The organism is Arthrobacter sp. zg-Y1110, assembly GCF_025244865.1.
Classification (GTDB): Bacteria; Actinomycetota; Actinomycetes; order Actinomycetales; family Micrococcaceae; genus Arthrobacter_B.
Genome location: NZ_CP104272.1, coordinates 920874 through 943511, shown reverse-complemented (window position 1 = coordinate 943511; position 22638 = coordinate 920874). Strand labels below are relative to the sequence as shown.

Genomic DNA, 22638 nt, shown 5'->3' with positions numbered 1-22638 from the left:
CTACTGTAGGGCAGGGGCGGCCATGGCCACGGCGGCTCCCAGGAGCAGGAACGGGCCGAACGCCACCGTTGACGACGCCGTTCCCCGCCGGGTGAGGATCAACGCCAGCCCCCAGAGTCCGCCGAAAACAAATGCAGCCACCACCCCTGCCAGGACGTGGCCGGCGCCGAGAAATCCCAAATAGAGGCCCAGCAGTCCGGCAAGCTTGACGTCCCCGAAGCCCATTCCGGCCGGGCTGAGCAGCCGCAGGGCAAAAAACCCGATCCACAGCGCAGCGGCCCCCAGCAGCATTGCGCCGACACGCTCCGGTTCCCCGCCGGCCAGCGCGGCACCGGCCAGCAGCACGGCGGCTACCGGATAGGACGGCAGAACCACGGCGTTGGGCAGGCGGCGGGTACGGATGTCGATCAGGGCCAGCCGGACGGCGACGGCCGCAAACCAGGCGAGCGCAGCAGCTAGGAGCACCGCGGCAACGGATCCACCTAAACCACCGCTTCCACCGCCTGTGCCCGCTGCCCAATAGCCCGCCAGGATGCCCACCATGGGACCACCGTAGCCCCAGGCCCGGCCGGTTCAGGCGGCCGGGCCGGCGGCTGTGGAAAAGCTAGCCGATCTGTCCTTCCTCCAACAGCTCGGTCACCAGCGCGGCAATCGGCGAGCGCTCCGACCGGGTGAGCGTCACGTGTCCAAAGAGCGGATGGCCCTTGAGCGTCTCCACCACGGCGGCCACGCCGTCGTGCCGGCCCACCCGCAGGTTGTCCCGCTGGGCGACGTCGTGGGTCAGGACCACCTTGGAGTTCTGTCCGATCCGTGACAGGACCGTGAGCAGGACGTTCTTCTCCAGGGACTGTGCCTCGTCCACGATCACGAAGGCGTCGTGAAGTGAACGGCCCCGGATGTGGGTCAGCGGCAGCACCTCGAGCATGCCGCGGTCCAGGACCTCCTCCACCACCTCCACGGAGACCAGTGCCTCGAGGGTGTCGAAGACCGCCTGGCCCCAGGGGCCCATTTTCTCGGACTCAGTGCCGGGCAGATAGCCAAGCTCCTGGCCGCCCACGGCGTAGAGCGGCCGGAACACCATCACCTTGCGGTGTTCCCCGCGTTCGAGCACCGCTTCCAGCCCGGCGCACAGGGCCAGCGCGGACTTGCCCGTTCCTGCCCGGCCGCCCAGCGAGACAATGCCCACCTCCCGGTCCATCAGCAGGTCGATAGCCAGCCGCTGCTCGGCCGACCGTCCATGCAGCCCGAAGACGTCCCGGTCCCCCCGGACCAGCCGCAGCCGCTTATCCGCGCCCACCCGCCCCAGCGCCGACGCCCGCCCGGCCATCAGCACCGTTCCGGTGTTGACGGGCAGGTCCGCGGCTTCGGGGATCAGCAGCGGCTGGTGGTCATACAGCAGCGCCATATCGGCGTCGGAGATTTCCAGTTCCGCCACTCCGGTCCAGCCCGAATCCCGGACCAGTTCGTTGCGGTATTCATCCGCTGCCAGTCCCATCGCCGAGGCCTTCACCCGCATGGGCAGGTCCTTGGACACCACTGTCACGTTCCGGCCGCCGTCGGCCAGGCTCTTGGCCACGGCGAGGATCCGGCTGTCGTTGTCGCTGCCCCGCATACCCGCGGGCAGCACGTCCGTGGAGATGTGGTTCAGTTCCACCCGCAGCGTGCCGCCGCTCTCCCCCAACGGGATAGGTGCCCCGAGCCCGCCGTGCTGGACCCGGAGGTCGTCCAGCAGCCGCAGCGCGTTCCGGGCAAAATACCCAAGCTCGGGATCCTGGCGCTTGCGCTCCAGTTCGGTGATGACCACCAGGGGAAGTATTACTTCATGTTCGGCGAAGCGGAGGATCGCCCGCGGATCGGACAATAGCACCGAGGTATCCAGCACAAAGCTGGCCCGCTCCTGTACTTGCTGTTCAGCTGCCACGTGGAACTCCCGTCAGGGGCGCCCCAGGGCCCCGGTCGCTGGATATATTCCATCTCGCTGTTGCGTTGGATGTTCCGCCCGCTGCCTCAGCCGGGCCGATAGCACCAAAGTACGCCCGCAGGCCTCAGCCCCGCAGCAGGACACGGCCGTTGGCGGCTGTGTCCTGGTAACCCGTTAGGAGCCGAAGCGCCGCTGCCGGCTGGCGTAGTCGCGCAGGGCACGCAGGAAGTCCACCCGGCGGAAATCCGGCCAGAGCGCTTCGCAGAAGTAGAACTCGCTGTAGGCGCTCTGCCACATCAGGAAGCCGGAGAGTCGCTGCTCACCGGAGGTCCTGATGACCAGTTCCGGGTCCGGCTGGCCGCGGGTGTAGAGGTATTCGGAAATCTTGGCGTCGCAGATTTCCTCGGTGACTTCCGCGATCCCCTTGCCTTCGGCTTCGGCGTCCCGCAGGAGTTCCTTGACGGCGTCGACGATTTCCCGCCGGCCGCCGTAGCCGATGGCCACGTTTACATGCAGCCCGTCGGCGTCGCCGGTGCTTTCGCCAAGCTCCGTGAGCTGTTTGGCCAGCCGTGACGGAAGGATCTCCAGGGCCCCTACCGGCTGGACCCGCAGGTTGCCCTCTTCGCCCAGGCGGTCCAGGGTGTTGCCGATGATATCCAGCAGCGGTTCCAGCTCGTCCGCGTCACGGTTGAGGTTGTCCGTCGACAGCATGTAGAGGGTCACCATCCGCACACCCAGTTCCTGGCACCAGCCCAGGAACTCCAGGATCTTGTCCGCTCCTGCCTGGTGCCCGTCGCTGGTAGGCGCGCCGGCGAGCTTGGCCCACCGCCGGTTTCCATCCACCATTACCCCGATGTGTTCGGGGATGCGGTCTCCAATCAGGGACCGCCGCAGCTTACGCTCGTAGTAGGCGTAGACAACACCGGGGAATTTCATTGTTTGCCTCACGTACCTGGGATCCGGAGCGGGCACCACCAAATGGTCCCGCTACCCCGGGTCTGCCCAAAGGATAAAAATCTTCTCCTAGGCTACCGCTAGCTTGGCTTGCCGAAGCGCAGATCGGAGCGGGCACGGGCTTACCCATCCATAAGTTACCCGAACGTAGGTTAGAATTTCCGTTATGGATTCGTCACCATTTTCCGCCCCTGCCTCTCGGGTTCCAGCCCAGCACGACCCGGAATCGAAGGCCGCACCCGGCCCCCTGGAAAACGCGGTTGAAGCAGTAGCCGAAGAACTGGAAATCAAGCCCCGCCTGCGCGGCTGGCTGCATGCCGGTGCCACTCCCCTCGCGCTGGCGGCCGGGATCATCCTGGTAGTCCTCGCTCCGACGACCGACACCCGGATCGCCTCCGCAATCTATGCCTTCACCGGCGTGCTGTTGTTCGGCACCAGCGCCGTCTACCACCGCGGCAACTGGTCCCCGAAGGTGAAAACGGTGCTCAAGCGCCTGGACCACACCAACATCATGCTGGTCATTGCCGGCTCATACACCCCGCTGGCCTGGTCCCTGCTGCCCCGGGACACCGCCGTGACCCTGCTGTCGATCATCTGGGCCGGCGCCCTGGTCGGTGTCGCGTTCCGGCTCCTGTGGCTGCATGCTCCCCGCTGGCTGTACACGCCCGTGTACATTGCCCTGGGCTGCGCCTCGCTGTTCTACATTCCGGATTTCTACGCAGCCAACCCGACGTCAGCCATCCTCATCTGCGTGGGTGGTGCCATGTATATTGCCGGTGCCGTTATGTACGCCATGAAGAAGCCCAATCCCTCGGTGGATTGGTTCGGCTTCCATGAGATTTTCCACGCCTTTACCCTGGCTGGATTCGCCGCCCACTACATCGCCATCATGATGGCCGTCCGCTCGGTCACCGGCTAGGAACGCAGCGCGCTGAACTGGGCCGCCAGGTCCTCCGGGTCGGATACCGGGCGGTTGCAGGCCATCCCGCGGCACAGGTAGGCCAAGGCTCCCCCGTCCGGTGCGGGCCGGTCACGCAGCAGCGGCACCGCCGTCTCCCCACCGGGTCCGCTGGCCACGACGACGGCGGGACCGCCCGCGGCCCGCCCGGCCCGGAGCAGCTGCCGCACCAGCACAGGATCGCTGCCCGTGACGGCCAGTTCCCGCGGTCCCTCCAGCGCCTGCACGAGGACGGACATCGCCCACCCGCCTGCGCGCGGGGCCCGTGCCGCCACCAGCTGGACGTGGGCCAGCAGTGCTTCTGCGAGCGCGCGGTGCCGGGAGGAACCGGAATAGGCCGCATACGTCACCAGCACGCCGGCAAACAGCGCTGTGCCGCTGGGAGCGGGGCCGTCCATCGGATCCGCTGCTGAGAGCGATCCCTGCGCGGCTGCCAGCTGGTCCGTGCGTACAGCGGTGTCCTGAAGGACCCCGTCCACGATGAAGCGCTGTTCGGCGGCCAGCACCAGCTCCTCTGCCGCGTGGTACCACTGTTCCTCACCGGTGGCGGCGAAGAGCGCAAACAGCCCCTCGGCCGCACCGGCATAATCTTCGAGCAGGCCCTCGATGCCGGAGGCGGTGCCGGCATGGGACACCCGGGACAGCAGACCGTTGCGGTAGTGGACGCGCAGCAGGTATCCCGCGGCGTCCCGTGCCAGGTCCAGCAGGCCCGCTGCCTTGTCCCCCGGGTCCCCGGCGTCGTCGAGGGCCAGCGCGGCGTCGGCCAGGCCCGCGATGGCCAGCCCGTTCCACCCTGCCACCACTTTGTCGTCACGGTCTGGCTGGGGCCGCCGGTCCCGTACCGCCAGCAGGGCGGGCCGGATCCGCTGCCAGAGCTGCTCCTCCTCGGGCTCCAGGCTGCGGCCGAAGTGCAGGGTGGACCCGCCCTCCGCCATTCGGCCGGTTTCCAGGTCCAGCAGGGCAAGGACCGCATCGGCGTCGGCGCCGGAATCGGCCAGGACAGTGCGGAGCTCGTCGGGAGTCCATACATAGGTGGCGCCTTCCCGGCGGTGCCCGTCCACGAGGGTATCCGCGTCGAGCGAGGACGCGAATCCTCCCCCCTCCACGCGCAGCCGCTTGGCCAGCCAGGCTGCGGTATCGGCGCTTACCTGCAGCGCAAGCTTCCGCTGGTCCTCCGTGGGTGCCGAGCGGCTCCAGTGTGCGTAGAGGCGCAGCAGCTGGGCATTGTCGTAAAGCATTTTCTCAAAGTGCGGAATGGCCCAGGCCCGGTCCACGGTGTACCGGGCGAAGCCGCCTTCGAGCTGGTCGTACAGTCCGCTGCGGGCCATGGTTTCCAGGGTGCGGTCAGCCACGGACGCGGCGGCGCCGGCGGCCGGCCGGTCAGTCGATCCGTATACCAGCAGGAACCGCAGCAGGGGCGACGGCGGGAACTTCGGTGCACCGCCCAGGCCGCCGAAACGCTGGTCAACTTGTTCCAGAACCGCGTCCACCGCGGCCTCGAGCACTTCGCCCGAGAGCGGACCGGATTCGGGAGTCACCTCGAGGCTCCCGATCAGCCGGCGGTTTCCCGCCTGGGCGGAGGCCAGGTGGGCGGCGATCTGCGCCGCGCTTGCTTCGACTTCGGCCGGGCGGTCCCGCCAGGCGGAGGAAACAGCTTCCAGGACCTGCTGGAAGGACGGCATGCCCTGCAGCTGCCGGGGCGGAAAATAGGTGCCGGCATAGAAGGTGCGGCCGTCCGGAAGGGTAAACACGCTCATCGGCCAGCCGCCCTGGCCGGTCAGTGCCTGCGTCGCTGCCATGTACACGGCGTCGACGTCGGGACGTTCCTCGCGGTCCACCTTCACCGACACGAAGTTCTCATTCAGGTACTGCGCCGTGGCGGCATCCTCGAACGATTCGTGCGCCATGACGTGGCACCAGTGGCAGGCCGCGTAACCCACGGAGATGAAGACGGGAACATTCCGGCGCCGGGCTTCAGCGAAGGCTTCCTCACCGAAGGGCCACCAGTCGACGGGGTTGTCCGCATGCTGGCGGAGGTAGGCCGACGCCTGGTTCCTCAGTCTTTCAGCCATGGCATTCCCGCTACCGCAGGTGGTCCCACGTGGTGTCGCGGTCCGCGGGATCTTCCACGGCCTTGTCCATGGGAAGCGCCGTCCGGGAGGGATCCGGCCGGCCGGAGGCGTCGCGCTCGGCGGCTTCCTGGGTGGCCAGCACCTGTTCGCGGTACCGGACCCGGCGGATCCGTTTGGTCATATCGCGGATCAGGAAAATGATCGCAATCACCACGAAGAGCGTGAAGAGGAACCCCAGCGTGCCCGGGGTGACGTCTTCTGCGGCAACTCCAGGCGCGAGGGACTCCTCGGGTGCCGGGGTGGCGGCCGTAGCCAGGCTGTACAGGAAGTTCACGGTATATCTCTCTTTTAGCCAATACTGCGGCGGAACCTACGTTCCTAGGGTCTATCGTATGCCAGCGAACAGGTCGGTTTCCGGCAGTTCGGTTTCCACACGCGACTCAATCAGGGAGTAGTCCTCCCAGGGCCAGACCTTGCGCTGCAGATCCGGGCTGACCGCGAAAAAGAAGCCGTTCGGATCCACCTGCGTGCGGTGGCTGCGCAGGGCTTCGTCCCGGACTTCGAAGAAGTCGCCGCACTCGATCTGCGTGGTGGTCGCATGAGTGGGAGCGGGCGGCTGGTGGCCTTCCGCATCGGTTTCCTGCCAGGCGGCGATCCGCTCGGCGTACGGGGACTGCAGGCCGGCTTCTTCCAGGGCAAAGTGCAGGGCACGGAACCGCTCCGGGTTGAAAGCCCGGTCGTAGTAGAGCTTCGACGGCTCCCACGCGGACCCTGTCCCGGGGTACCGCTCCGGATCGCCGGCCGCGGCGAACGCCTCCACGGCGACCTTGTGGGCCATGATGTGGTCCGGGTGCGGATAGCCGCCGTTTTCGTCGTAGCTGATGATGACGTGCGGACGGAACTCGCGGACCAGCTTCACCAGGGGTGCCGCAGCCCGTTCCAATGGCTGCAGCGCGAAGCAGCCGAAGGGCAGGTCCGGCAGCGGATCCCCCTCGGGCAGGCCGGAATCGGCGAATCCAAGCCAGCGGTGCTGGATCCCCAGGGCCGCCTGTGAGGCAGCCATTTCACGCCGGCGCAGTCCGGCCAGGTCCCGCTTGCCGGCGGGATCATCTTCGGCACCGGGGTTAAGGATGGATCCCCGTTCCCCTCCGGTGCAGGTGGCAACCATCACTTCGACGCCGGCAGCGGCGTAGGAGGCCATCATGGCCGCGCCCTTGCTGGCCTCGTCGTCGGGGTGGGCATGCACCGCGAGCAGGCGCAGCGGGGCGGTAGGCCGGGAATCGGTGCTTTCGCGGGCAGACAAGGCAACTCCTGAGGTAAGCGGAAAACGGCGGTGGAATCGAGAAGCTAAAATGGGCCTGTGAGCACTTCGGAAGGTCAGCCCGTGACGTCGGCACCCCATCAGCCGGACGTTTCCACGTCCGAGTCCAGATTAGCCAATCGCTACGGCGCTCCAAACCGGCGCCTGTCTCGGCGGGCGCGGATCATCGGAACGGCGGCCGCGGTGACCGCCGGCGTAGTGGCCGCGGCGTGGATGAACATCCCCGCATCCACCGGAACGGTCACGTCCAAGGATGTGGGCTACACCTTGCCAGAGGACGGCCGCGTGACGGTGGATTTCAAGGTCGACAAATCCGCCGGCAGCACCGCTGCCTGCGCCATCCAGGCGCTCAACGAAAGTTACGCCGTCGTGGGTTGGAAGACGGTGGTCCTGGGCCCGGATGCTCCGGAAAGCAGCACCCAGCGGGTTGAACTCCGCACGGACTCCCCGGCGGTGACCGGCGGCGTGTCCTCCTGCTGGATAGTGGATGAGGGCTAAAGCCCCATAAGACGTCCCGCCCGGCATATTGGGTTATGTGCGCGGGCAAACTACTATGGGAACTTACGACATGCCCCGCCCAGGTGTCCGGCTGGTCTTTGGTAGACATTCCAAACCAGTTGGTCTCCGCCCGGCGGGGTCTTTGCTTGTCAGGCCAATCCGGCCGGCGGGCATTCAGCCATGCCGGACCAATCGATGGCCCGGACGTTTATATAAGGAGATACCCGTGTCAACCAACAGCGCATCTGTCGCCTGGCTCACGCAGGAGTCTTACGACCGCCTGAAGGCGGAACTGGATCACCTGTCCGGCCCCGGTCGGACCGAAATCGTGGCCCGCATCGAGCAGGCGCGGTCCGAGGGCGACCTCAAGGAAAACGGCGGCTACCACGCAGCCAAAGAGGAACAGGGCAAGGCTGAGGCCCGGATCCGGCAGCTGACGCAGCTCCTTGAAAGTGCACAAGTTGGTGAATCTCCGGCCGACGACGGCGTCGTAGAGCCGGGCATGCTGGTGGAAGCCCGCGTCGCCGGCGACGTGGAGACCTTCCTGCTGGGCAGCCGCGAGATTGCCGGCGACGGCAACATCGACGTCTACAGTGAAAAGTCTGCGCTGGGTGCGTCCATCCAGGGCCTCAAGGCCGGGGACAGCACTACCTACACCGCGCCGAACGGCAAGAACATCTCCGTAGAAATCATCTCCGCCAAGCCCTACACCGGGTAGGTTTTCCCGGTTCGATGGTGGCGGGCTCTCCTACGGGAGAGCCCGCTTTTGCGTTGATGCCCGGCGGTCGTGCCGCAGCACGACGGCGGCCAGCACGCCGCCCATTGCCCCGAACAGGTGCGCCTGCCAGGAGACGCCCAGTGCGGTGGGGAAAAGGCCCCAGAGAATTGATCCGTACACCAGGAACAGCACGGCGCTGAGCAGGATCTGGCCGGTGTTGCGGTTGTAGAAGCCGCGGACGATCAGATACGCGAATAGTCCGAACACCACGCCGGAGACGCCTACGGTCAGCCCGCTGCCGAACAGCCAGACTCCGATTCCCGAGCACAGCCAGGAAATGGCCAGCACCGCGACAAACCGCCGCACCCCTTCCAGCAGGGTCAGGAACGAAAAGACGATCAAGGGCAGCGTGTTGCCCAGGAGATGCGTCGTTCCGGCGTGGAGCAGCGGGGCGAACACCACGCCGTCGAGCCCCTCAAGCTGCCTCGGCAGGATTCCCAGCAGCGGAAAGAGGACCGGTTTGAAGAGCAGCGTGAGCAGGTAGACCGCCCAGAGCACGGCGGCGAACAGGAGCGACCCGGCCAGGGCGGTGCGTGCACGAGAGGCAAACATGGCTTAGCCGGCCAGTACGACGGGTTGGAATCCAACAGTGCGCAGGTTCTTCAGCACCAGTTCGCAGTGCTCGTGGCCCTTTGTTTCCATGTTGATGGTGATCGCTACGTCTCCCATGCTGATTGATCCTCCTACCCTTGTGTGGTCCACTCCGGTGACGTTGGCGTCCGATTCCGCGATGATCCGGGAGATGGTTGCCAGCGACCCCGGACGGTCGTCAAGGAGGATGCGGACCACCAGGTAACGGCCCGCAGCCGCCAGTCCCCGCTGGATGACCTTCAGCATCAGCATCGGGTCGATATTGCCGCCGGACAGGATTACCGCCGTATTTCCGGGATTCTCTATCTTCCCTTCCATCAGCGCAGCCACTCCCACGGCCCCCGCCGGTTCCACGACCATCTTGGCACGCTCGAGGAGGAAAATCAGCGCGCGGGCAAGGGCATCCTCGCTCACGGTCACCACATCGTCCACCAGTTCACGGATGATCGAGAAAGGCAGTTGTCCGGGCCGCCCGACGGCGATGCCGTCCGCTATGGTGCTGACCCTGGTGAGGGGCACCAGTGCGTCAGCGGCCAGCGAGGGCGGATAGGAGGCTGCATTTTCCGCCTGCACCCCGATGATCCGGATCTCACGGCCCAGTTCCCGTGCACGCGACTTAATCGCGACGGCGACACCGGCGAGGAGGCCGCCGCCTCCCACCCCCATCAGCACGGTGTCCAGGTCCGGTATCTGGTCCAGGAGCTCAAGGCCGATAGTCCCCTGCCCTGCCACCACGTCCACGTTGTCGAACGGATGGACAAAAACGGCGCCCGTTTCGTCGGAGTACCGCTGGGCCTCTGCCAGGGCCTCGTCGACGGTATGGCCGTGAAGGATGACTTCCGCGCCGTGCCCCCGGGTGGCGGCCAGCTTGGGCAGCGCCACTCCCTGCGGCATGTAGATCCGGGCGGAAATGCCCAGGCGCGCCGCAGCCACGGCCACGCCCTGTGCGTGGTTGCCGGCAGAGGCGGCCACCACGCCCCGGGCTTTGTCCGCAGGGGACAGCTTGGCCATGCGGACGTAGGCACCGCGGACTTTGAAGGACCCTGCCCGCTGGAGGTTTTCGCATTTGAGGTGCACCGGTGCACCGGTTTCGCGGGCCAGCGCCCGTGATGACTCGACGGGTGTGTGGGCAATGACTCCGTCGAGGAGCTTTGCCGCAGCCCGGATATCATCCAGGGTGACGGGCAACTGCGACAGATCGGTCATGGGCGGCGCTCTTCCTTTGTAGCCAACGTATCCTCCGTGTCGGAACCGTGTTCCGCCGACGCAGGGTTATCGCCGTCGTCGTTCTCTTGCCCCTCCGGGTCCATAGCCGGGTCGTCCTCCCAGCCGCGGGCCGCTATGTAACGGACCATCGTGTTGAGGATGGCCAGCAGCGGCACTGAAAACAGGGCTCCGGGAACCCCCGCGGCGAGGGTGCCGCCCGTAACTGCCAGGATCACGGCCAGGGGGTGGAGGGAGACGGCCCTCCCCATAACCAGCGGCTGGAGGATGTGGGATTCCAGTTGCTGGACCAGCAGGACGATGCCCAGCATGATCAGCGCGTTGACTCCGCCGTTTGCCACCAATGCCAGCAGGACGGCCACGAAGCCGGTGACGAACGCACCGACCAACGGAACGAATGAGCCCAGGAACACCAAAACCGCGAGAGGCAGGGCGAGGGGAACACCGATGAGGGCTGCGCCGCCGCCGATGCCGATGGCATCGATGAGCGCCACCACCACCTGCACCCGCACGTAGTTGACCATGGATTCCCAGCCGTGGATGCCGGCTCCGTAGGCGGCGGGCCTTGCCCGGCGCGGCAGCAGTCCGGAAGTGAACTCCCAGATCCGGCGGCCGTCCAGCAGGAAGAAAACCAATGCGAAGAGGGTCAGCAGGATGCCGGCGGCGAAGTGCCCGGCGCTGCTGCCCACGCTCAGGGCGCCGGAGAGGATGTTCGCCGAATTGTCCTGCAGCGTTGTGGTGGCTTCGTTGAACAGCGAGTCCATGTCACCGGCGGTGATGTTCAACGGACCGTCGGACAGCCAGCCCTGGATCTGGCGGACCCCCGCAAGCGTTTCTCCCCAGAGGTCCCGGAACCCGAGGGCAAGCTGCCGTCCCACCAAGGTCAGGGCAGCGATAACGACGCCGAGGAAGGCCACGATGGTCACGGCAACCGACAGGCCGCCGGGGAGCCGGTTCCGCCGCAGCCAACTTGAAACCGGTGACAGCAGCCCGGCCAGCAGGGCGGCGATCATCAGCGGAATGATCAGCAGCGAGAAGTGGCTGAGGATCCAGATAAGCCCGGCGCCGACGATCAGGACAATGCCGAGGCGCCAGGCCCAGGCGGCACTGACCCGCAGGGCGAAGGGGACCTCGTCGTTGTTGCGGTTGGAATTCGCCGCCGCCGCCTGCAGCGCGCGGGGCGCCGCTGTGCGTCGCGCATGGGGTTTCATGGGGCCATCTTTCCATACCGGGCGAGGGCCGGGACCCCTCTTTACGTGGCTATCCCCCGCTGTTACCTCACGCCGGGTCCAGCTCGGCGCGGATGCCCCAATGAGCGGAAAAGACCTGGCCCGGAGGCAGCCAGGCCAGCCCCTCCCCCGAGTTCAGGGCGTTGGCCGGTGCAGTCATCGGTTCCAGGGCCACCGCCCGGCGCTCCCCGGGGAACTTGTCGGTGACGAAAACGTGGACGTAACCGCATTCGGCTCCGGTCCAGAGACTCACCGTTCGTCCGTCCGGCGCGGTGAGCGTATGCCGGTGCGTGCCGGGGGCTGCCTCATCGAACGAAAGGTCCGTGTAGGCGCTGTCCAGTGCCAGATCCCCTACCCGGGCCCCGCCGCGGAGGTCCGCCGCTCCGGTTGGTTCCTGCCGCCCGTTGGGAATGAGCCGCTCATCAACGGTCAGCACGGTGGACGCGGACACTGTGAGCACCAGGTCTTCGGTCGGTACATCGCCGAGCCGAAGGAAGGGATGGGCACCGAGGGCAACGGGAGCGGCCGTGGAACCCACATTCGTCAGGCTTTGCTGCACCCGCAGGCCGCCGTCGTCGTCCAGGCTGTAGCGCGCACGGTGGGTGAGGTGGAAGGGATACCCGTGCTGCGGGAAGATCTCCGCACTGAGTTCCACGGCGCCCGACACCTGTTCCCGGACCGTGTAACCGGTATTGCGCAGCAGGCCGTGGCTGGCGTGCCCGCGGGAGGGCTCGGTGATGTCCAGCTGCTGGGTCTTCCCCGCCAGGGTCCAGCGTCCGTCTGCCGTCCGGTTGGGCCAAGGTGCCAGCAGCACCCCGTTGGCGGACGGGGGTATGGCGTTGTCCGGATACGTCTGCACCAGATCAACCCCGTTCACCGTGTACCGGCGCAGCGCGCCGGCCAGGGAGGCGATGACGGCGCGGGCATTGCCGCGGCTGATTTCATACTGCGCACCGGTGGCCGGGCTGGCCTCCGCCGGTGCGCTGCCGGTTGCGTTCATGCCACCCGATCTTACCCGTGCGCTTGGCCGTCACTCATCAAAATGCGTGTTGACCCGGTCGCTGACGGCCGCCACCACGCCTGCCGCGACATTGCGGATTTTGATGTTGCGGCTGTTCGAGACGCTGCGGAGGATGTCGATTGCGGCCTGCTGGCTGCACCCGTTCTGCCCCATGATGATGCCCGCTGCCAGGTCCACCACCGTCCGCGATTCCAGGGCGGCCTGGAGATTCGCCGCCCGGTTGGCCTGCGCATCTATCTGCAGGGCCAGCCGGAGAACCTTGGCCGTTTCGGCGGCAACCGCACGCGCACCGGCAATCTCGCCCGGGCCGAACGCGTGCATCCGCGCCGAATAGCAGCTGAGGACGCCGCGGTCCCCCTCCAGCGGGAGGGCGACGGCGGCAACCGACCGGATTCCGTTATCGGCTGCCTCGGCCAGCCCGGGCCAACGCTGCTCCGCGCCCAGATCCGTCACCACGACGTCGGGTCCGCCGCCAAGCACCGTCCCGCCCGGGCTGCCTGGACCATGCTCTGCACGGGCTGCCGGTATTCCCGGGGTCCGGACGGTGAGCAGCGGCCGCCGGCTTCGTTCCACGGCGATCGAACAGCCGTCCGGTGCAGACAGGCCCAGCCGTCGGGCAGCAACGCCGGCGGCAACGGACAGGAATACCTCGGTATCCGTTCCGGCCAACAGGGCGGCAACGAGCTCCTCGACCACCGGCTGCCGCTCAGATTCGGCCATCGAAGCCCCCTTTCCCGGTCCCCCAGCGGCCATGGTACGTCTGCAGGAGGAGGGTGCCCAGAGTCCAGCCTCTTAAACGGCGGAAGGACCGCAGGCAGTGCCTGCGGTCCTTCCGGTAGTACTACCGATGTGTCGTCGCCGGGAACGTCTAGTCGTTGCCTCGGAGAATCGACAGGAGACGGATGATCTCCACGTACAGCCACACCAGCGTCACGGTCAGGCCGAACGCAGCGGTCCAGGAGTAGCGCTCCGGGGTGCCGGCCTTGACGCCCTGCTCAATGGACGTGAAGTCCATGATGAGCGAGAACGCTGCCAGGCCGATGGCCAGGACACCGATGAAGACGCCCAGGGGAATCCCGAAGATCTCCACGCTGCCCCGCAGGCCCCACGGGTCCTGCACGCCGCCGAAGATCATCAGCCCGACGTTGAGCAGCGAGAAGACCGCGTAGCCGATGATGGCGATCATAAAGAAGCGGACGGCCTTGGGAGTGGCGCGCACCTTACCGCTGCGGAACAGCACGAGGGTGACCGCGAAGACTGCCAGCGTGCCCAGCACTGCCTGCAGGCCGACGCCCGGGTAGGCATTGTCCAGGACAGCGGTGAGACCGCCGAGGAACATACCTTCAAGGAAGGCGTAGGCCAGGATCAGTGCGGGAACCGGCTCACGCTTGAAGGAGTTCACCAGGCCCAGGACGAAACCGCCCAGGGCGCCCAGGATCATCAGTCCGCCGCCCATTCCCGGCAGCAGGAAGGTCGGAACTGCGGCACCCACCAGGACCATCGCCAGGCAGAACACCGTCTTCATGATGACGTCGTCGTAGGTCATGCGGCCCATGTCGGACGGCTTCGCCGAAGGTGCCGTGTAAAGATCCTGCAGCTGCTGGGGGGTCATGTAGCTGTTATCTGTTGCCAGGGAGCCCGTAGCGGTACCGCCGCGGGTCTGGGAACGGAAGTTTTTTCCGTTGAATACCGGATTTCCGCCAAGTGCCATTGAATCTGTCCTCCATCTGGGGGCTGTTTCAGCCCAGCCTACCAAGTACAACGTGCACAGGGGGCGGCGGATTCCCGCGGAACTGCCGCCTGGCGGTAACAGTTTGGTACCGCCGGTCCCCACGGGGGAAGGCTTCGCTTGCGTTGCCGCAACGGAGTCGTTACCCGATTGCGACATGCACGCCGGGAGAAAGGTCACTGCCGGAAACATTCTGTAGGTACCATGTTCTCCAATCGGTGACCTGTGTCACATCTGCCCGCCTGCGCGCCGTTCCTTCGGTTCCGCAGCCCTGCGTGGAGGTTTCAAAACTTGGTAAGAACATCGGCGCTGACCCGTTATCTGGGGATGCTAGCGGCCGTGGCAGCAATGTTTGCTGCCCTGCTGCTCGCGGCTCCAGCCGCGTCCGCAACAACTGCAACGCCTGACGCCTCGCCGTCAGCCACCAGTCCCGCCCCCGCAGACGGGGCGGACTACCGCGACCGGATCAGCGGCGTCATCAAGAATGAGGGCACTCCGCTGGAGGGGGTGAAAATCACCGCGACCGGCAACGGGTACGAGGGCGAAGCCGTCACCGGCGCAAACGGCTCCTGGTCCATCGGCGTCCCGCAGCAGGGCGCGTATGAAGTGGAGCTGGACGAATCCACCCTTCCGGACGGTGTCGCCCTGGCGGAAGGCCAGCAGAACCCGCGCACCGTCACCTTCGCCAACACCACCAACATCACCACCCTGTTCCTGCTGGGTGAAGGCATCGTGCTGCAGGAGGAAAGCTTCGGGTCCCTGCTTCTCGAGCGCGCCGTGGCGGGCCTGAGCTTCGGACTCCTGCTGGCGCTGAGCGCCGTTGGGCTCTCGCTGATCTTCGGCACCACCGGCCTGACCAACTTCGCACATGGAGAAATGGTGACGCTGGGCGCCATCCTGGCCTTCGCCTTCGCCTCACTGGGCATGCCGCTCTGGGTCGCGCTTCCGCTGGCGGTAGTGGGCGGTGCGGCATTTGGCTACGTGCAGGACGCCGGGATCTGGAAACCGCTGCGGCGCCGCGGCACGGGCCTGGTGCCCATGATGATCGTCAGCATCGGCCTGGCCGTGGCGGTCCGCTACACCGTGCTGTTCTTCTTTGGGGGCGGTACACAGCAGCTGCCGGGCTCCCAGAGTCCGATATTGGAACTCGGACCCGTGTCCATTCCCCGGAATACCCTGGTGTCCCTGATCGTCAGCCTGGCCGTCATCCTGGTGGTCGCGCTCCTGCTGCTGCGCACCCGGATCGGCAAGGCCACCCGGGCCGTGGCGGACAACCCCGCCCTGGCCGCGGCGTCGGGCATTGACGTGGACCGGGTCATCCGGCTCGTCTGGGTCATCGGCGGAGCCCTTGCCGCCATGGGCGGCATCCTCTGGGCGTACTACCGACCGGGTGTTTCCTTCAACATGGGCCAGCAGATCCTGCTGCTGATCTTCGCCGGTGTGACCCTCGGCGGTCTCGGCACGGTCTTCGGCGCACTGGTCGGTTCCGTCCTGGTGGGTCTCTTCGTGGAGATTTCCACCCTCTGGCTGGAGGCGGACCTGAAATACGTCGGCGCCCTGGTCATCATGATTCTTGTCCTGCTGGTCCGGCCGCAGGGACTCCTCGGCCGCCGCGAGCGCATAGGTTAGGGGCTTAGTTACAGATGGATTTCGCCAATATTCTTCTCGGTGCCTTCAACGAGATCATCAGCCCCACCACGGCCGCCTACGCGCTGGCCGCCCTCGGCCTGGCCGTGCACTTCGGCTACACCGGACTGCTGAACTTCGGCCAGGCAGGCTTCATGGCCGTCGGTGCGTACGGTTTCGCCATACCTATCCTGTCCTTTAACGCCCCGCTGCCGCTGGCGCTGCTGATCGCCCTGCTGGCATCCGCAGTGTTTGCCGTCATCCTGGGCATACCCACGCTTCGCCTCCGTGCGGATTACCTGGCAATCGTCACCATTGCAGCCGCCGAGATCATCCGGTACATCGTCACCACCAACTCCATGACTCCGGTAACGGGATCTGCCAACGGCCTCGCCGCGTTTACCGGCAGCTTCTACGACCTCAATCCGATCCCGGCCGGCTCCTACAGCCTCGGCCCCGTCTCGATGAACGAGCGGGACCTATGGATCCGCATCGTGGCCTGGGTGATGGTGATTCTCGCCTGCCTCCTGGTCTGGATGCTTATCCGCAGCCCTTGGGGCCGTGTCGTCAAGGGCATCCGCGAAGATGAAAACGCCGTCCGCGCCCTGGGAAAAAACGTGTATGCCTACAAAATGCAGGCACTGATTATCGGTGGCCTGCTGGGCACCCTCGCCGGCATTATCTTCACCCTCCCCCGGGATGCGGTGCAGCCGGCGAACTACGGCACGGAACTCACCTTCTACCTCTACACCGCCCTTCTTCTGGGCGGAATGTCCACCGTCCTGGGCCCGGTCCTGGGCTCCATGATCTTCTGGGCCATCCTGTCCCTGACCCAGGGCGTGCTTTACGGCGCCATTGAATCCGGGTACATCACCTTCATCACCATTTCTCAAGCAGGCCAGATCCGCTACATCCTTGTGGGCGTGGCCCTGATGCTGCTGATGATCTTCCGGCCCCAGGGCATCCTGGGCAACAAGAAGGAGCTGTCGTTCGCATGAGCCATCAGGCAGACGAACCCCGGGCGAAAGCCCGCACCGCAGGAGCGCACGCAGCAACCCCGGCAGTGGAGACCCCCTTGGCCGGCCCGGATGCTCCGGCAACCGGGGAAGCCGGATACATGACCGACACCCGCCCCATCGCACAAGGTGAGATCGGCCCGGGATGTGCCAAGCGGGATCCGATCCTGGTGGCGGAAAACGTCACCCGGACCTATGGCGGCATCAATGCCGTTGACGTGGAGCATGTGGAAATTCCGCGGCACAAGATCACGGCACTGATCGGTCCCAACGGAGCCGGGAAAACCACCCTGTTCAACCTGCTGACCGGCTTTGACACTCCCCAGTCAGGCAGCTGGCAGTTCGAGGGCAAGGACCTTGCCGGGGTTTCGGCCTACAAGGTGGCCCGGCTGGGCATGGTCCGCACCTTCCAGCTGACCAAGGTCATGGGCAAGCTGACAGTCCTGGAGAACATGCGCCTGGGCGCGTCGTCGCAGCCCGGAGAATCCCTCTGGCGCGCTTTGCTGCCCCCGCTGTGGCGCAGCCGGGAAACGGAAATCACCGAGCAGGCCGATGTGCTCCTGGCCAAGTTCAAGCTCGACACCAAGCGGACCGACTATGCTGCTTCCCTCTCCGGGGGACAGCGCAAACTGCTGGAAATGGCCCGGGCCCTGATGGTCCGTCCCAAACTGGTGATGCTGGATGAACCCATGGCCGGAGTGAACCCGGCATTGACCCAATCCCTGCTGGACCACATCAAGAACCTGAAGGCCGAGGGCATGACCGTCCTGTTCGTGGAACATGACATGCACATGGTCCGACACATTGCCGACTGGGTGATCGTTATGGCTGAGGGCAAGGTGGTGGCCGAAGGACCGCCGGCCGAGGTGATGAAGGACCAGGCCGTGATCGACGCCTACCTGGGCGCTCACCACGACGTCGACCTCGCCGATTCCGAAGGCTTTGAAAAGCTGGAGGCGGAACTGGAGCACGACGCCGAGTCATCGGTAGGAACCGAACGCAGCAGCGGACCCGCTGGAGCATCAGCCCTGCGGCAGGACGAACGGAAGGACCAGGCATGAGCGCCAAGGCATTCGACGGTGATTCCGTCGTCAAGGTGACCGACCTCGTGGCGGGATATCTGCCGGGGGTAAACATCCTCAACGGCTGCAGCATCGAGGCCCGGCGCGGGGAACTGATCGGGATCATCGGACCCAACGGGGCCGGCAAGTCCACCCTGCTCAAGGCAATGTTCGGTTTGGTCAAGGTGCATTCCGGGACAGTGGTGGTCCGCGGCCAGGACCTCACCGGGCTCAAGGCCAACAAACTGGTCAGCCGGGGTGTGGGGTTTGTCCCCCAGAACAACAACGTTTTCCCCTCACTGACCATCGAGGAGAACCTGCAGATGGGGGTCTTCCAGGCGCCCAAGACGTTTCGGGAACGCTTTGATTTTGTCTCCGGGATTTTTCCGGAGCTGGGCAAGCGCCGCGCCCAGCGGGCCGGATCGCTCTCCGGCGGAGAGCGCCAGATGGTCGCCATGGGCCGGGCCCTGATGATGGATCCCGCTGTCCTGCTGCTGGACGAACCGTCTGCCGGGCTGTCCCCCGTCAAGCAGGACGAAGCGTTCCTTCGAGTGCATGAGATCAACCGGGCGGGGGTCTCCGTGATCATGGTGGAGCAGAATGCCCGCCGCTGCCTGCAGATCTGCGACCGCGCATACGTGCTGGACCAGGGCCGGGACGCCTACACCGGAACCGGGCGTGAGCTGATGCAGGATCCAAAGGTCATCCAGCTCTACCTGGGCACCTTGGCCGACACCGCCTAGCCCCGGCCCGCCGGAACCCTCCGCGGCTGCGGAAGGCGCCGTCAAAGGACAGCCAGGCGCAAAGAAGAAGCCCCCGCCGGAACCGGCGGGGGCTTCTTCTTTGGTGTTTTGCTTCAGCTACAGCTGGCCCGCTTCGGAGCGGCTCGGCTGCGGCTTGTTGTCGGCGTCGTACTGGTAGATACCGATAAAGGCTTCGGTCGGGTCACCGTTCTCGTCGAAGGAAACCGGGCCGGAGTAGCCGTCATAGTCGATGTCACCGCCGTCGCGCAGGATCGTGACGCATCCTGCGAAGTCGAAGCACTTTTCACCGTCCTTGGACAGCCCCTCAAGCTCGGCGGCCATTGCCTTGCTGTCCGTGCTGCCTGCCGCCTCGGCTGCGAGGGCGAGCAAGGTAACCGCGTCGTAGCTTTCGCCGGCGTAGGTCAGGTCCGTCAGGGCCGGGTCAACGGCGAGCAGCGAGGCCAGGAAGTCCTCGGAGGGGAACGATCCGGGGCGGGTGCCCTGGGCGCCTTCAAGGGTTCCGGGTTCGAAGTCCTTGCTGTAATCCGATGCGTTGCCGTCCACGAAGAACAGCTGGCCTGGGTCAACGCCCTTGGCCGACAGCAACGGCACGATGCTCTTGGACTGGTCGAAGCTGATAACCACAATGGCGTCCGGCTTTGCCGCCACCACCGAGTCGACCTGGCTGCTGAACTGCGAGTCGCCCTCGTTGAACATCTCCTCGACAACAACCTGGCCGCCGGCTGCTTCCACCGAGTCTTTAATGTTGCCCTGCAGGCCGGTGCCGTAGGCATCGTTCAGTACGATCATGCCCACGGTCTGCGCGCCGCAGGTCATGATGTAGTTGCCGAGCGTACGGCCCTGCATCACGTCGGAGGGTGCGGTACGCCAGTACAGTCCGTTGTCATCCCAGGTGGTGAAGTCCGGTGAGGTATTCGCCGGCGAGAACTGGATGACTCCGGCGCCGGTGATGTTGCCGATCACCGTCTTGGACACACCCGAGGATGCCGCGCCGACAATGGCGCTGACGTCCTGGCTGAGCAGATCGTTCACCGACTGCGTGGCAATGTCGGTGGTGGTGTCACCGGAGTCGCGGTGGGTGATCTCGATCGGCTGCCCCAGGACACCGCCAACCGCGTTGATTTCCTCAACTGCCAGGTTGGTGCCGGCGATTTCCGGCGGGCCGAGGTAGGCAAGCGAACCGGTGGTGGGCAGCAGCGTGCCGATCTTCAGCGGTACGTCCGTGGTGCCCGTGGAGGCGGGCACTGCCGCAGGATCACCCTTGGCACCCGGGTCTTCCCCCGTTCCCCCTTGGCTTTCCGGGCAGGACAGGCCCGAAGCAGCCGCGGTTTCCGACTCTGCGGACGTTTCTTCAGCGGACGATTCCCCGCTGCCGCCGCTGCAGCCGCTGGCGAACATTGCGAGGCCCAGCCCAAGGGCGGCGATCTTGGCGGTGCGGGCGTATCCCGTGCCCATGCCAAGACCACTGGCAGTGCGTAGTGCAGTCATAAAAGTTTCTCCCCGATCGAAAGGCGGGTGCCTTTGACGCAAATACCAGGTGTTCCTGATTAGAAGAAAAGCTAGTAGATCATTGTGTCGAATATAAGAGGCTGGGGTTACAGCCTTGTAACGCTCGTCACATTCCAACATTGTTCCCCTTGCCGGGAAGTGCGCGTTAGCCCTATACGATGGCCGTAGAACCGTTATCTTGGGGGAAACAATGCACATTCCGCGCCTGTCCACTGCCGCTTCCGCACTTCCGATCGCTGCCCTGCTCCTGATGGGGCCTGCTTCTCCGGCACAGGCCCTGGAGTGCGCGCCGGGCTACCTTCCCGCCGTCGTCGACGGGGTCGAGACCTGCGTCGTCAGCACCTACAGCCCCGCAGTGCCGGTGCCGTCCTACAATCCGGGCGAAAGCCACTACGATCCGTCGACCGGCAACTATTCGGAAGCGGTTCCCGCGGTCCCCGTTCCGGCCGGTCCCTCCGCGCCCGCGGAGCCCACACCGGAAGCCACACCGTCCACCGTGCCGCCGTCTCCGGCTTCCACCGGCAGTACCGGTGGAACAACCGGCGGCGGAGCCGGAGGGAACTCTTCCGTCGGCACACCGTCACCGAGTTCCAGCCGGACAGCCAGCCCTTCGCCGTCCGCCACGGACGCGGTAGAGGAGGAACGTACCGCCTCGGATCTGGCGCTCCCGGCGATCGCGGCCGTCGTCATCCTCGGGCTGCTCGCCGGCGGACTGCTGCTGCGCCATCGCAACCGCTCACGCGACTAGCCTGACGGAGGGGGTACCCCAGGTCGGACTCGAACCGACAACACACCGATTTTAAGTCGGTTGCCTCTGCCAATTGGGCTACTGGGGCTCTGCAATTGCCTTCCAAGCCTACTGGAAACGCGTGGACGGCAGGAAACACAACAACGGCGGCCCTCCTGCTGGAGGGCCGCCGTCGTCGTCTACGAACGAATGCGGAAGACTAGGCCTTCACGGCCGGCTTCTTAGCCGGCGTTGCTGCTTCCTCGAAGCCGCGGCGCGGGTCTTCCAGGTTGCGCAGCGACGTCAGGTCGCGGCCGTAGCTCACGTTCAGCAGCCAGCCCGAGATGACGCGGAACTTGCGCTCGAACATCGGCATGGCCAGGCCGTGGTAGCCGCGGTGTGCCAGCCAGGCCGGGAAGCCCTTCAGGCCGAAGCCCATGATGTTGGCGACACCCTTGTACTGGCCGAGACCGGCCACAGCGCCAAGGCTCTTGTGGTTGTACTCTTCCACGGTGCCGACGCCGTAGCGGGCAGCCATGATGTTCTTGGCCAGCAGCTTTGCCTGCCGGACGGCGTGCTGCGCGTTCGGGACGCAGAAGCCGCCTACACCGCCGCCGGAAAGATCCGGAACCGCGGAGACGTCGCCGGCAGCCCAGGCGCCGTCGATGGGGCCGTCGTCGCCGGTGATGCGCAGTTCGGCGTTGGCGCGGACACGGCCGCGCTCGTCGATCGGGAAGTCGGTGGCGCGCACCATCGGGTTGGCCTGCACACCGGCAGTCCAGATCAGCGTGTCAGCACCGAACTCGCCCGCCGGGGACTTGTCCGCCATGTTGATCAGCTTGAGGACGCCGCCTTCTGCGGACGCCAGCGACGTGTTCAGCAGGACCTCGATGCCCCGCTCACGCATGCTGGAGACGACCCACTCGGCCTGGTCCGGCTTGACCTCGGGCATAACCCGGCCCATGGCCTCGATCAGGACGAAGCGGAGGTCTTCGCGGCGAAGCCGGTCGTTGATACGGACCGCGTCGCGGGCCATGTCTTCGAGCTCGGTCAGGGTTTCGATGCCGGCAAAGCCGCCGCCGACGACGACGAAGGTCAGGGCGCGTTCGCGCTCCGGGCCCGCGGGCATGAGCGAGGCAGTTTCAATGCGCTCGAGCACGTGGTTGCGGGTGGCCATGGCTTCTTCAATGCTCTTCATGCCGATGCCGGCCTCGGCGAGGCCCGGAATCGGGAAGGTGCGGGTGATCGAACCGGCGGCCAGGACGACGTCCTGGTAGGGCAGGTCGAACGGCTCGCTGCCGTCGCCCGGCTCAATGGTCGCGGTGCGGGCGGCGTGGTTGATGGAAGTCACCTTGCCGTTGATCAGCTCGGTGTTCTTCAGGTGCATGCGGTGGGACACAACGGCGTCGCGGGCTTCAATGGTGCCTGCGGCAACCTCGGGAAGGAAAGGCTGGTAGGTCATGTACGGCAGCGGATCCACTACCGTAACAATCCCTCCCTGTTCCTTTACCTTCTTCTGGAGGTCTTTGGCCACGTACAGACCGACGTAACCACCGCCGACCACCAGAACGCGGGGACGATCAGAAAACTGCTTGTTCGATGCCATGCCCTAATCCTACCTGAGTTTGTGAAAGTCTTC

General features: G+C 65.9%; 22 protein-coding genes and 1 tRNA gene. 8 read left to right on the top strand and 15 right to left on the bottom strand.

Annotated features, from left to right (window positions below; all coding sequences use genetic code 11):
* From N2K99_RS04445 to N2K99_RS04435, 3 genes are all read right to left on the bottom strand, one after another.
* On the bottom strand, positions 1–543 hold the full coding sequence (locus N2K99_RS04445; RefSeq protein ID WP_227924256.1) for a prepilin peptidase: 543 nt from the start codon (positions 541–543) through the stop codon (positions 1–3).
* 61 nt (positions 544–604) lie between these two features.
* Entirely contained in the window at positions 605–1921 is a 1317-nt protein-coding gene (locus N2K99_RS04440) for a PhoH family protein (RefSeq protein ID WP_227924255.1), read from the bottom strand.
* A 174-nt stretch (positions 1922–2095) separates the two neighbouring features.
* Entirely contained in the window at positions 2096–2857 is a 762-nt protein-coding gene (locus tag N2K99_RS04435; protein WP_227924254.1) for an isoprenyl transferase, read from the bottom strand.
* A gap of 184 nt (positions 2858–3041) precedes the next feature.
* Here N2K99_RS04435 and N2K99_RS04430 point away from each other — a divergent pair, with 184 nt between their 5' ends.
* Positions 3042–3794 (top strand): hemolysin III family protein, encoded by a 753-nt coding sequence (locus tag N2K99_RS04430; protein WP_227924253.1) that lies wholly within the window; start codon positions 3042–3044, stop codon positions 3792–3794.
* Here the strand turns inward: N2K99_RS04430 and N2K99_RS04425 are convergent.
* Genes N2K99_RS04425 through mca form a run of 3 tightly spaced genes read right to left on the bottom strand, consistent with a single transcriptional unit; the run spans position 3791 to position 7208 of the window.
* On the bottom strand, positions 3791–5905 hold the full coding sequence (locus N2K99_RS04425; protein ID WP_227933998.1) for a thioredoxin domain-containing protein: 2115 nt from the start codon (positions 5903–5905) through the stop codon (positions 3791–3793). The two genes, N2K99_RS04430 and N2K99_RS04425, sit on opposite strands and share 4 nt — an antisense overlap.
* Before the next feature lie 10 nt (positions 5906–5915).
* A complete protein-coding gene (locus tag N2K99_RS04420; protein ID WP_227933997.1) occupies positions 5916–6239 on the bottom strand; it encodes a hypothetical protein in 324 nt (107 codons plus the stop codon).
* 51 nt (positions 6240–6290) lie between these two features.
* On the bottom strand, positions 6291–7208 hold the full coding sequence (gene mca, locus N2K99_RS04415) for a mycothiol conjugate amidase Mca (RefSeq protein ID WP_227924250.1): 918 nt from the start codon (positions 7206–7208) through the stop codon (positions 6291–6293).
* Between the two features lie 57 nt (positions 7209–7265).
* Between mca and N2K99_RS04410 the strand changes: the two genes are divergently transcribed.
* Together N2K99_RS04410 and greA are read left to right on the top strand one after the other, a co-directional pair.
* Positions 7266–7724 (top strand): DUF4307 domain-containing protein, encoded by a 459-nt coding sequence (locus N2K99_RS04410; RefSeq protein WP_227924249.1) that lies wholly within the window; start codon positions 7266–7268, stop codon positions 7722–7724.
* A 226-nt stretch (positions 7725–7950) separates the two neighbouring features.
* Entirely contained in the window at positions 7951–8442 is a 492-nt protein-coding gene (gene greA, locus N2K99_RS04405) for a transcription elongation factor GreA (RefSeq protein WP_227924248.1), read from the top strand.
* Positions 8443–8472: 30 nt separating this feature from the next.
* Here the strand turns inward: greA and N2K99_RS04400 are convergent, their stop codons facing one another.
* The 6 genes from N2K99_RS04400 to N2K99_RS04375 form a co-directional block, all read right to left on the bottom strand.
* On the bottom strand, positions 8473–9054 hold the full coding sequence (locus tag N2K99_RS04400; RefSeq protein WP_227933996.1) for a rhomboid family intramembrane serine protease: 582 nt from the start codon (positions 9052–9054) through the stop codon (positions 8473–8475).
* Positions 9055–9057: 3 nt separating this feature from the next.
* Positions 9058–10299, bottom strand: coding sequence for a threonine ammonia-lyase (gene ilvA / locus N2K99_RS04395; protein ID WP_227924246.1), 1242 nt, complete (start codon positions 10297–10299; stop codon positions 9058–9060).
* Positions 10296–11528 (bottom strand): AI-2E family transporter, encoded by a 1233-nt coding sequence (locus N2K99_RS04390; protein WP_227924245.1) that lies wholly within the window; start codon positions 11526–11528, stop codon positions 10296–10298. The genes ilvA and N2K99_RS04390 overlap by 4 nt, the downstream gene beginning before the upstream one ends.
* A 67-nt stretch (positions 11529–11595) precedes the next feature.
* Positions 11596–12546 (bottom strand): aldose 1-epimerase family protein, encoded by a 951-nt coding sequence (locus tag N2K99_RS04385; protein ID WP_227924244.1) that lies wholly within the window; start codon positions 12544–12546, stop codon positions 11596–11598.
* 30 nt (positions 12547–12576) lie between these two features.
* Entirely contained in the window at positions 12577–13287 is a 711-nt protein-coding gene (locus N2K99_RS04380; protein ID WP_227924243.1) for an ANTAR domain-containing protein, read from the bottom strand.
* Between the two features lie 148 nt (positions 13288–13435).
* Positions 13436–14278, bottom strand: coding sequence for a Bax inhibitor-1/YccA family protein (locus N2K99_RS04375; RefSeq protein WP_227924242.1), 843 nt, complete (start codon positions 14276–14278; stop codon positions 13436–13438).
* A 345-nt stretch (positions 14279–14623) separates the two neighbouring features.
* Between N2K99_RS04375 and N2K99_RS04370 the strand changes: the two genes are divergently transcribed.
* The 4 genes from N2K99_RS04370 to N2K99_RS04355 all read left to right on the top strand — a co-directional run bounded on the left by N2K99_RS04370 (position 14624) and on the right by N2K99_RS04355 (position 18742).
* A complete protein-coding gene (locus N2K99_RS04370) occupies positions 14624–15925 on the top strand; it encodes a branched-chain amino acid ABC transporter permease (RefSeq protein WP_227924377.1) in 1302 nt (433 codons plus the stop codon).
* 14 nt (positions 15926–15939) lie between these two features.
* A complete protein-coding gene (locus tag N2K99_RS04365) occupies positions 15940–16920 on the top strand; it encodes a branched-chain amino acid ABC transporter permease (RefSeq protein ID WP_227924241.1) in 981 nt (326 codons plus the stop codon).
* 119 nt (positions 16921–17039) lie between these two features.
* The gene (locus N2K99_RS04360; protein ID WP_227934073.1) at positions 17040–17999 is read left to right on the top strand and encodes an ABC transporter ATP-binding protein; all 960 of its coding nucleotides are present in this window, start codon (positions 17040–17042) and stop codon (positions 17997–17999) included.
* Entirely contained in the window at positions 17996–18742 is a 747-nt protein-coding gene (locus tag N2K99_RS04355) for an ABC transporter ATP-binding protein (protein WP_227924240.1), read from the top strand. Before N2K99_RS04360 ends, N2K99_RS04355 begins: the two co-directional genes overlap by 4 nt.
* Before the next feature lie 117 nt (positions 18743–18859).
* Here the strand turns inward: N2K99_RS04355 and N2K99_RS04350 are convergent, their stop codons facing one another.
* Positions 18860–20251, bottom strand: coding sequence for an ABC transporter substrate-binding protein (locus N2K99_RS04350; RefSeq protein ID WP_227924239.1), 1392 nt, complete (start codon positions 20249–20251; stop codon positions 18860–18862).
* A gap of 199 nt (positions 20252–20450) precedes the next feature.
* Between N2K99_RS04350 and N2K99_RS04345 the strand changes: the two genes are divergently transcribed.
* Positions 20451–21020, top strand: a complete 570-nt coding sequence (locus tag N2K99_RS04345; protein ID WP_227933995.1) for a hypothetical protein — start codon at positions 20451–20453, stop codon at positions 21018–21020.
* Positions 21021–21034: 14 nt separating this feature from the next.
* On the opposite strand, the gene N2K99_RS04340 is transcribed toward N2K99_RS04345, so the two are convergent.
* Together N2K99_RS04340 and N2K99_RS04335 are read right to left on the bottom strand one after the other, a co-directional pair.
* Positions 21035–21108 (bottom strand) — tRNA-Leu (locus N2K99_RS04340).
* 111 nt (positions 21109–21219) lie between these two features.
* A complete protein-coding gene (locus N2K99_RS04335; protein WP_227924237.1) occupies positions 21220–22605 on the bottom strand; it encodes an NAD(P)/FAD-dependent oxidoreductase in 1386 nt (461 codons plus the stop codon).
* Between the last annotated feature and the right edge of the window lie 33 nt (positions 22606–22638).